Source organism: Bacteroides sp. ET489, assembly GCF_030518095.1.
In the GTDB taxonomy this organism is placed as follows: Bacteria; Bacteroidota; Bacteroidia; order Bacteroidales; family Bacteroidaceae; genus Bacteroides; species Bacteroides ndongoniae.
This window is the reverse complement of record NZ_JAULLJ010000028.1, coordinates 40,433-50,177: the sequence shown is the minus strand read 5'-3', so window position 1 is coordinate 50,177 and position 9,745 is coordinate 40,433. Positions and strand designations below refer to the sequence as shown.

General features: G+C 48.3%; 9 protein-coding genes. All 9 read right to left on the bottom strand.

Annotated features, from left to right (window positions below):
- Window positions 1-230 precede the first annotated feature (230 nt).
- The 9 genes from prfA to Q3C19_RS13825 all read right to left on the bottom strand — a co-directional run bounded on the left by prfA (window position 231) and on the right by Q3C19_RS13825 (window position 9,646).
- The gene (gene prfA / locus Q3C19_RS13865; RefSeq protein ID WP_302730046.1) at window positions 231-1,343 is read right to left on the bottom strand and encodes a peptide chain release factor 1; all 1,113 of its coding nucleotides are present in this window, start codon (window positions 1,341-1,343) and stop codon (window positions 231-233) included.
- A 7-nt stretch (window positions 1,344-1,350) separates the two neighbouring features.
- Window positions 1,351-3,024: a hypothetical protein gene (locus tag Q3C19_RS13860; RefSeq protein WP_302730044.1), complete on the bottom strand. Its 1,674-nt coding sequence runs from the start codon at window positions 3,022-3,024 to the stop codon at window positions 1,351-1,353.
- A 41-nt stretch (window positions 3,025-3,065) separates the two neighbouring features.
- Complete coding sequence (locus Q3C19_RS13855; protein ID WP_302730042.1) at window positions 3,066-3,344, bottom strand: hypothetical protein; 279 nt, start codon at window positions 3,342-3,344, stop codon at window positions 3,066-3,068.
- Window positions 3,345-3,364: 20 nt separating this feature from the next.
- Window positions 3,365-3,643, bottom strand: a complete 279-nt coding sequence (locus tag Q3C19_RS13850) for a hypothetical protein (RefSeq protein ID WP_302730040.1) — start codon at window positions 3,641-3,643, stop codon at window positions 3,365-3,367.
- A gap of 54 nt (window positions 3,644-3,697) precedes the next feature.
- Window positions 3,698-3,976: a hypothetical protein gene (locus Q3C19_RS13845; RefSeq protein ID WP_302730038.1), complete on the bottom strand. Its 279-nt coding sequence runs from the start codon at window positions 3,974-3,976 to the stop codon at window positions 3,698-3,700.
- 128 nt (window positions 3,977-4,104) lie between these two features.
- Window positions 4,105-5,274: an AIR synthase-related protein gene (locus Q3C19_RS13840; protein ID WP_302730036.1), complete on the bottom strand. Its 1,170-nt coding sequence runs from the start codon at window positions 5,272-5,274 to the stop codon at window positions 4,105-4,107.
- A gap of 113 nt (window positions 5,275-5,387) precedes the next feature.
- On the bottom strand, window positions 5,388-6,068 hold the full coding sequence (locus tag Q3C19_RS13835) for a CPBP family glutamic-type intramembrane protease (RefSeq protein ID WP_302730034.1): 681 nt from the start codon (window positions 6,066-6,068) through the stop codon (window positions 5,388-5,390).
- 281 nt (window positions 6,069-6,349) lie between these two features.
- Window positions 6,350-6,937: a LemA family protein gene (locus Q3C19_RS13830; protein WP_022161532.1), complete on the bottom strand. Its 588-nt coding sequence runs from the start codon at window positions 6,935-6,937 to the stop codon at window positions 6,350-6,352.
- A gap of 27 nt (window positions 6,938-6,964) precedes the next feature.
- Window positions 6,965-9,646, bottom strand: coding sequence for a TonB-dependent receptor (locus Q3C19_RS13825; protein ID WP_302730032.1), 2,682 nt, complete (start codon window positions 9,644-9,646; stop codon window positions 6,965-6,967).
- Window positions 9,647-9,745 lie beyond the last annotated feature (99 nt).

Here is a 9,745-nt window from a genome sequence, read left to right as displayed (position 1 = left end):
TATAGTTATGAGCTACAAGCTACGAGCTACAAGTGTCGTAGTGTTGTTGCTCAGGTTTATTTATAGTTACGAGCTACAAGCTACGAGCTACGAGTATGTAGCGTGCGGCTTTGCAGCTCTTGGTTATTGTTGGAGTTTTACACATGATGACGGAACTCGTAGCTTGTAGCTCGTAGCTCGTCACTCGTAGCTCGTTACTCGTAGCCCGTAGCTCATCACTCGTAGCTGCCTTACAGCTCGCTTTCCTTCAACCGTTCCGCATTTTCGGCCACGATGAGGTGGTCGATGCAGTCCTGGATGTCGCCGTCCATAAAGGCGGCCAGGTTGTAAATGGTATAATTGATGCGGTGATCGGTGATGCGTCCCTGCGGGTAGTTGTAGGTACGTATCTTGGCCGAGCGGTCGCCTGTGGAGACCATTGTCTTACGCTTGGAGGCGATGTCGTCGATGTACTTCTGGTGCTCCTTGTCGTAGATGAAGGTACGCAGACGCGAGAGGGCACGTTCCTTGTTCTTGGGCTGGTCGCGCGTTTCGGTACACTCGATAAGGATTTCCTCTACTACGCCCGTGTTGGGGTTCTTCCAGTTGTAGCGCAGGCGTACGCCCGATTCTACCTTGTTCACGTTCTGACCGCCGGCACCGCCGCTTCGGAAGGTGTCCCACTTGATTTCGCCTTCGTTGATGACTACGTCGAACTCTTCGGCTTCGGGCAGTACGGCTACCGAGGCGGCCGAGGTATGCACACGTCCCTGTGTCTCCGTGGCAGGCACGCGCTGTACGCGGTGCACGCCCGATTCGTACTTCAGTGTGCCATATACATTATCGCCCGTGACGGAACAGATGATTTCCTTGAATCCTCCCGCGGCTCCTTCGTTGGCGCTGGACACTTCGAGTTTCCAGCCTTTGATGTCGCAATACTTGGAGTACATGCGGAAGAGGTCGCCGGCAAAGATAGCTGCTTCGTCTCCGCCCGTACCGCCACGTATTTCGAGGATGGCGTTGCGGCTGTCCTGCGGGTCGGCCGGGACGAGCAACAGCTTGATATGTTCCTCCAGTTCGGGCAGGCGCGTCTGGCAAGCATCGAGTTCCTCGCGTGCCATTTCGCGCATCTCGGCATCGCTTTCGTTGGCGATGATGTCCTTGGCCTCGTCGATGCCGTTCAATACCTGCATGTATTCCTTGCGGGCATCCATCAGGTCGCCCAGTTCCTTGTATTCTTTCGTCAGCTTGACGTACCGCTTCTGGTCGGCAATGACTGCCGGGTCGGTAATCAGTGTCGACACTTCCTCGAAGCGGGCCACGAGGCCGTCGAGCTTTTCCAGTATGGTGTTGTTTTCTGCCATTTATTTTTTAATATAAATCTTTATAATATGTCCATTCTCTAAAAAGTTCAGAGACCTCCTCTCCACTTCCTGCAAATCCAAACGCTCTACATTCAAATTCTATAGGTTTTGATGCATAATCATTGTCATATAAGATTTTTCCTTTAACGACTATAAGATCTTCATAATCAATTTTATCACCGGACCATAGATCTGGTTTGTAATAGAAAAAGCCATAAGGGATTCCATCTTCTTTTATAATTGTATTATGAATAATGCCACAGCATGGATTGAAAAAAACAGTATTAAAGATGTTAGCAGTTTCTGAGAACTTCCAAAATCCTTCCCATATTCTCCAATCATCTTTTTTCTTAAGAAACCATTCTTCAACATCAGTTCGTTCATGCGTTAAATCATATTTTCTCAGCGCAAAGAAATCACCTCCTACGTGAAATATTTCTTTACAATTATCGATTAGGGGACTTCCAAAACAATGATACTTTAAATCTATTATACTTATCCCATAACCATTGTTGGGTCTATAATAAATTATATATTGATTGTCTGTTATTTCTTTAATTTCTCCCCAACCTGAAGGTATATCCCATTCGTCGTTTTTTACATCAATGATATTAATATTGTAACTAATTTCATCAGGATCTATATCGTATTCATCTTGTATATTATATTCTTCCATGTATTGTTGTATAGACATGAAAGTTGCAATCAAGCCAAGTTTTTCGTTGTAAACGCATTTTAGATTATCATATACAGTTGCACTAAATACATTCGAATAATCAGAAGTATCGCAAATTTTTAATAAATGAAGTTCTTCATTTGAAGATTCGGTTTCTTTTACAATACCATATATAATTGAATTATCTTTTGTTTGAAAAAGTAATTTAATATCTTTATATTTACATGGCAATATTAAATTTCCAGCTTTGTCAATTATTCCACAGTTACTATTAGAGTCTTGAACGATAGCAAATCCATATTTGAAATCTTCTTTAAAATAATAAGGTAGATTAATTTTGAATCCATAGTCATGGTATATGATATAGGAAAGTATCTCTTCTTCACCTAGATCTATATCTTCATCTAAAATTTCATTTGGGAAATCAGAGATTACAGTTTTTTCTATAAAGGAACAATTTAGTTTTAAAATGTCTTTGTAATTCATTCTTAAAACTTTTTCCTTAATATTAGTCTTGTAATCTTCTATAAACATTATTGTTTTTATTATAGATGTCTCTAAAGATTCTAATTCTTTTTCTTTCTCTTTATCGTTAGCTTTAGGGATATTTTTTGATAGTGTACTTACAATTTTTTTTATATTAGATAAGAGTCCTAATTTTTCAGCTATAGATTGGGTTGATTGGTAAATTGAAGTGGCTTTTATTTTTACAAAATCTAAATGAGAGGCTACAAGTTCAAATAAAAAATCATATACTAATAAATACTCATAAGTACTATTAGATATTTCTATTATGTTAGTTTTATGATAAATAGGAATGTTTAATCCTGAATCTTGATACAAGGATATAATAGATTTATTTAAAATCAGTTGGGAATCAACGTGGTATCTTCCTAAGTTAGGGATGTTTATTTTGGTGATTTTATCTTTGGTTGCTTGTGCCGTAAATTCATCATCAATATAGATATTACAATCAAAGTTGGTACGGATTTTTAATGTAGCCATAACTTTTTATTCTGTTTAGTAAGATAGCTTTATTATTTGTTTTACCACAACCTCCCCTCAACCAGCCCCGCCAGCAGTGCCGCAGCTACGACCACGCCTGCGATGTTCAGTACCCATTTTCTGGGAGTCATCCGATACTTCGCCTTATCGGCTTCGGGAGCAAGACGGGGACCGGAGTAAATTCCAGTAGCTGCACAGATGATGGTGTAGTTCAGGAATCGGAGAACAGGCGCATCCCACCGGTCGCTGAGGACGTAAAGGCCGAAGCAGAAGGCAAGGATGACAACGGCCACGAGAATGACTTTGAGTAAATGTTTCATATCTTTGTCTGTTTATTGTTTTACCACAATCTTCCCTCAAACAGCCACGCCAGTAATGCAGCCAGCAGGAAAAAGCCGACAACAAGCCAACTCCATGTCCGGCGCGAGAAGCGGTTCTTCACCCGCTGCTCCTCGTTGCTGAAATACTGACTGCCTATGTAGGATCCGATGAGAGCCGGCAACAGGTAGCAGACGCACTTCAGGAATGGAATATTCCACTTGTAAGCCACAAAAAGGATAACTCCACAGACGGCTACCATGCCAATACCTATCAGGCAACCTTGGTGTTCTCGTTCCATAATTCTTATCTTAAAGAGTTGTTCTTGTTACTATATATCTGTCTGTTTATTGTTTTACCACAATCTTCCATCCAGCAGCCAGGCCAATAGGGCTGCTAATGCCAGGCATCCGATAATGAGCAATATCCATGTCCGGCGCGAGAAGCTGTTCTTTTCCCTTTGCTCTGCAGTGCTGAGATACCGGCTGCCTATGTAGGGACCTATCAGAGCCGGTAGCAGGAAACTGGTGCACCTCAGGTATGGAATGTCCAACTTATAAGCCACAAAGAGGATAACTCCACAGACAGCCAGCATGCCGATACCTACCAGGCAACCTTGATGTTCTCTTTCCATAAATGACTTCTGGTTGCTTTCTTTATCCCTTCTTCTTGCGGGTGGTATTGCTCCGGTAATATTGCCCCCAAGCCAATGCACACACCACAATCAGAATGATGACTACATAGCCCATAACGTGCAATATCTTAATACCTGAACTCTCCGAACTCCGAGCGGATAATCAGCTCCTTCTTGTCGCTTTCCTCGATGCGGCCGATGACCTGTGCATCAATGTTGAACGACTTGGAGATGGCGATGACTTCCTCGGCATGTTCGGGCGAGAGGTAGACTTCCAGGCGGTGTCCCATGTTGAATACCTTGTACATTTCGGCCCAGTCCGTATCGCTCTGCTCCTTGATGGTGCGGAACAGGGGAGGTACGGGGAAGAGGTTGTCCTTGATGACGCGGCAGTTGTCGCCTACGAAGTGCAGCACTTTGGTCTGCGCACCGCCCGAGCAGTGTACCATACCGTGGATTTCGGGGCGTAGGGCATCGAGCAATTTCTTTACTACCGGCGCATAAGTACGGGTGGGCGAGAGGACGAGCTTGCCTGCATCCAGCGGACTGCCTTCTACGGCATCGGTCAGCTTCAGCTTGCCGCTGTACACCAGTTCGTCGGGCACAGCCTTGTCGTAGCTCTCGGGATATTTCTCGGCCAGATATTTGGCAAACACATCGTGACGGGCCGAAGTCAGGCCGTTGCTGCCCATGCCGCCGTTGTATTCCTTCTCGTAAGTAGCCTGTCCGTAGCTGGCAAGGCCCACGATGACGTCGCCCGGACGGATGTTGGCATTGTTGATGACATCGCTACGCTTCATGCGGCAGGTTACGGTAGAATCTACGATGATGGTACGTACCAGGTCGCCTACGTCGGCCGTTTCGCCGCCTGTGGCATAGACGCCTACGCCCATTTCACGCAGTTCGGCCAGCAGTTCGTCCGTACCGTTGATGATGGCCGAGATGACTTCGCCCGGCACCAGCAGTTTGTTTCGTCCGATGGTCGAAGAGACCAGTATGTTGTCCACTGCTCCTACGCAGAGCAGGTCGTCGATGTTCATGATGAGTGCGTCCTGTGCAATGCCTTTCCACACGGACAGATCGCCCGTTTCCTTCCAGTACATGTAGGCCAGCGACGACTTGGTACCTGCGCCGTCGGCGTGCATAATGTTGCAATACTCCGGGTCGCCGCCCAGTATGTCGGGGATAATCTTGCAGAAGGCCTGCGGGAAGATGCCCTTGTCGATGTTCTTGATGGCGTTGTGAACGTCTTCTTTCGATGCGCTTACGCCGCGCATCATGTATCGTTGGTTACTCATGAGATAATTAATAAGTTTTTTTGTTCAATTGAATATGCAAAAGTAGCAATTATTTAGCAGATAGCCTACTGTGTGGCTGGCATTTTCCGATTTCTTCTTTGGAACAGCAAGAATCAGAGGGCTGCGGGCAGGTTGGTCAGGATATGCAGCAGGATGCACAGTAGAAAACCATGCCTTATACGCGCATAGCCCAGTATCAGTCCGCCTGATATCTGATAGATGGAGTAGAGGAGGAAGAATGCAGTTGTGCCTGCCGTAGTACCGTTACCGGTAAATGAATTGCTCAGGTGGGCAAAGCCGAAAGCGATGGCAAGTAGGTAGAAGTACCAGCTGAATTTAATGCTTCTCAGCCACTTCCAACCCTGAAACCAAATGCCGACCGTGACGGCAGCACAACCAATCAGCCTTTCTGGCAGATAAGATGTTTCGTATACTTTGGTGTTTAAAGCCATGCTTAGCAGGATGTAGGACACAATTCCTGCCCAGACAGTCAGTATCCAGCGTTTGCGGCGCAGGGGGAAACGGAAAGCCAATTCTTCTGCTATCGGCAGAAAAAGAACTATTCCCCATACGGGGATGTGGCGGTCGGAATCGGTAGACGGTGATAAATCCAATGTAATCAGTATGGCCATTCCTACTACAAGGATAAGGCTGGTGCTGAAATACCAAAGGACGGTACGCAGCAGACTTAAAGGAGAGTTGTCGCGTGTCACGTCTTCCGAGGGATGGCGAAGAAAGGCGAACAGTCCTTTGTTGCTGCTTATAGCGGAGGAATGATTGTCGGATGCTTTCATAAGAAATGGGATGGTATGAAGTGAAATGCAGGGGCGGTTTTCCCGTCTCCCTTGTGAGTTATTTACTGCAACGAGGTTACAGCGTCACTGCATCCTTGTTTGCAGCAGTACTGCAAGCCCGTTTGCAGTAACGCTGCAACCTGCGTGCAGCAGCTCTGCAGCCTGTTTGCAGTGACAGTGCAACCAGTGTGCAGTAGCTCTGCAGCCTGCATACAATAAAACCGGCCCTTGCAGCTGTGTGCAAGGAGGCCGGTAATTTGTGTGGCAGAGGGCAGTAAAACTTAGAACTGCACCTGCGGAGCCTGTTCGGCACCCTCGGCTGCCTCGAAGTAGGCACGCTTGTCAAAACCGAACATGCCGGCGAGGATGTTCTTGGGGAAACGGCGGATGGCGGTGTTGTAGGCCTTGGCCGAGTCGTTGAAGTTCTTGCGGGCCACGTTGATGCGGTTTTCTGTCCCTTCGAGCTGGGCTTGCAGTTCCAGGAAATTCTGGTTGGCTTTCAGATCGGGATAGTTTTCGGTGATGGCCAGCAGTTTGCCCAGTGCGGTGGCCAGCTGTCCCTGTGCTTTTTGGTATTCGGCCAGTTTCTCGGGTGTCAGGTCCGTCGGGTCTACCTTGATTTGGGTAGCCTGGCTGCGGGCGGCGATGACGCCTTCCAGTGTCTCCTTTTCGTGGGCGGCATATCCCTTGACGGTGTTCACCAGATTGGGGATGAGGTCGGCCCGGCGCTGATATTGCGTCTCTACGTTGGCCCACTGGTTGCTGACGTTTTCGTCCATGCTGACGAGGCTGTTGTAACCGCTGATAGCCCAGAAGGCGATGATGGCCACAATGGCCACGATAATGATGGTAATTGTTCCTTTTTTCATTTTCGTTTCTCTTTTTTCTGTTTTTGGTTAGTAAATATGTCTATTTGCTTTTCTTGTATGTTTACCTCTTCCTCCGCCACCGCTCAGCGTATTGAAGCGGTAGGTGAAGTTGACGATGCAGTAGCTTGTCAGCATGTTGCTCCTCGTGTCGGTAATGCCGTTGGCGCTGATGCTGCGACTTTGGTTGCTCTGCTGTTGCAGGATGTCGAACACGCGCAGGCGGATCATGGCCTGTTTCCGTTTCAGGAAGCGCTTGGATATCTGTGCGTTCCACAACAGTTCGTCGCGATTGGCATTGCCGCTGTAGCCTTCGCGTATGTGCCACCTCAGGTCGGTCGATAGTTCGATGTCCCACGGCAGGCGTATGTGCGTGTTTCCACCCAGCGTGTAGTCGAAGGTTTCGCGGTTGCTGTTCTGCTGCTTGGCATTTTCGGCTTTGTTGTAACGGAAGTTGCCATCCAGGGCGATGTCCAGCTTGTCGCTGCGGTACGAGGCTCTGAAGCGTTCGGTGCTGGTAAAGTTGCGTGTGGTGCTCAGTTCGGCATCGGCTCCTTTGTTATTAACAGAAATGTAGCCCACTTGGTTGTTGTAGGATGTATTGATTCCTGCGCTGAGGTTGAATTTCTTGTTTTTCAGCGGGGTGTCGAACGAGCTGTTCAGGCTGGTTCGCCAGTTGCCGTTGATGTTGACTTTGTGGTAGGTACGTGCACCGTTCGTCTTGTCATACGTCATGCGGTCGGCAATGGAGTTCAGCGTGTTGTTGAAAGTCATGCGGATGCGGAAACTGCGCATGGTAGTGGTAGAATAGCGCTCGTAACTGGCGTTCAGGTTGTTGGTGAACGAGGGTTTCAGGTTCGGATTTCCGTAACGCAGACTCAGGGGATTGGTGACGTCGATTACTTCCTGCAGGTCTTCAATGTCGGGTGCATTGCTCCGGCCGTTGTAGCGCAGATTGATGCGTTCGCGGCGCGAGAAGTAGTAGTCGGCCGACAGCGTAGGCGACCAGTTCAGTACGTTCTGCCGTGGCAGGTCCTTGCCGGTGTTCGGTCCTATGCTTGTCCGGCTCGTGCTCGATTGCGGATTCAGTGAGATGCCGACGTTGTAGATCAGACCTTTCTGCAGGGTATCGTTTTGTGTGTGGTCGCCCTGAATGGAAAGGTTGATGTTGTGGTTGGCATATTTGTTGTTTACTTTCGAGCTGAGTTCTTCGTTGTAGTCGTAGTTGAATCGGTCGGCATAGTTGATGCTGTCGTAGACAAGCGACTGGGAAAGACTGCGCGAATTGGAGAACGAATAGTTCATGCTGAGCCGGTAGTGCTTGGACAGTGGTTCGATGTAGCCGACGGAGATGTTCCAGTTGGTGGAATTGCTTTTCCCCCGGGTGTTCCGGTCGATATCGGAGATACTGTCCTGCACGAAGAACTGCGAGAAACTCCGGTTGTAGTTGTCACGGTCGTTGTTGTTGTGGCTGAAGCTGAACGACATGTGCAGGTTTCGTCCGGCTTTTCGGAAACGGTGGTAGAAGGCGCCTCCTCCGTTCAGGTTGTAGCTTTGGTTGTTGCCAGTGCTCGACGAGGTTGTCTCGCTGACGTCGTCGTGGTTGTTGTCCGAAGTCTTGTTCCAGTTTTCTCTCCACGAATCCGATTGGCTGTAATTCATGTTGAGGTAAGCATTGATGGTATTCAGACTGTCGGCTCTCCATTCCATCCAGGTGTTTCCGTTCAGGCTGTGGTTGCCGTTCTCGCTGTCCGACCGTCGGTTGGCATAAGTCGATTCATCGCCCAGGAAAGTTTCCGAGGATGTTTCGGTACTGGTCTCGTTGACGTTGTGGCGGTAGTTCACGTTACCGCGGATGTCGAGCTCTTTGCTTTTCTTCGCATAGGTGACGCCGGCGTTCTGCTGTGTACGCTGTCCGTTGCCTTGTCGGCGGGTGTTGTTGGCCGCTCCTACGAAAGACAGGTTCATGTCGTCGGTGAAGTGGTTGATGTTGGCATTGCCTTCGTATCGGTCTTTGGTTCCGTACCCTCCGATCAGATTGCCCATCCATCCGCTGTTCTTTTTCAGAGTCAGGTCCAGGACGGGTGTTTCGTTTCCGTCCTTGATGCCGGTCATTCTCTCTTTATCACTCTTTTCCTTGTAAGCCTTCAGTTTTTTGATGGCATCGGCCGGCAGGTTCTTCATCGACATTTCCGTATCGTTGCCGAAGAACTCTTTTCCGTTGACCATGATTTTCTTGATTTCCTCACCGTTGAGGGTGATTTTCCCGTCCTCGTCTACCTCTACGCCAGGCAGCTGTTTGACCAGTTCTTCGAGCATATCGCCTGCTGCCACCCGGTAGGCCGAGGCGTTGTATTCCGTAGTGTCGGCATTGACGACAACGGGCGGCGCTTCGGCCGTAATGACTGTTTCGGACAGCAGGACAGCATCTGTCTGCAATGTCAGGTTGCCCAAATCCTTGTGAGTTCCCGATTTGTCAGTCAGCGAGACAGGTTTGTACAGTGTCGTGTAGCCGATGAAAGATACTTTTAGCAGATAATTGCCCGCCTTGACTCGCGGCAGGCTGAAGTGTCCGTCCTTGTTGGTGGTGTTTCCGGCCGCTTGCGAACTGTCGGGCAGGGCCAGAAGCTGCACGGTTGCAGCCTCTACCGGTATTTCTCCGTTCTGCTCGGTCACCCTTCCGGTGACGGTGATGGTTCGTTTCTGTGCCATGACATTTCCAAACATTAGCATTAGTAGCAAAGATGTAATAATAGCGCTTTTCATGTGTGTTTATTGTTGAAGTGTTTTTATAGGACAGTCGTAGAGTCA

Excerpts from the sequence above, each read along its gene's own strand:
- Q3C19_RS13825 (WP_302730032.1), bottom strand. The coding sequence starts at position 9,646 with ATGGCACAGAAACGAACCATCACCGTCACCGGAAGGGTGACCGAGCAG.
- Q3C19_RS13830 (WP_022161532.1), bottom strand. The coding sequence starts at position 6,937 with ATGAAAAAAGGAACAATTACCATCATTATCGTGGCCATTGTGGCCATC.
- prfA (WP_302730046.1), bottom strand. The coding sequence starts at position 1,343 with ATGGCAGAAAACAACACCATACTGGAAAAGCTCGACGGCCTCGTGGCC.
- Q3C19_RS13855 (WP_302730042.1), bottom strand. The coding sequence starts at position 3,344 with ATGAAACATTTACTCAAAGTCATTCTCGTGGCCGTTGTCATCCTTGCC.
- Q3C19_RS13845 (WP_302730038.1), bottom strand. The coding sequence starts at position 3,976 with ATGGAAAGAGAACATCAAGGTTGCCTGGTAGGTATCGGCATGCTGGCT.
- Q3C19_RS13840 (WP_302730036.1), bottom strand. The coding sequence starts at position 5,274 with ATGAGTAACCAACGATACATGATGCGCGGCGTAAGCGCATCGAAAGAA.
- Q3C19_RS13835 (WP_302730034.1), bottom strand. The coding sequence starts at position 6,068 with ATGAAAGCATCCGACAATCATTCCTCCGCTATAAGCAGCAACAAAGGA.
- Q3C19_RS13850 (WP_302730040.1), bottom strand. The coding sequence starts at position 3,643 with ATGGAACGAGAACACCAAGGTTGCCTGATAGGTATTGGCATGGTAGCC.
- Q3C19_RS13860 (WP_302730044.1), bottom strand. The coding sequence starts at position 3,024 with ATGGCTACATTAAAAATCCGTACCAACTTTGATTGTAATATCTATATT.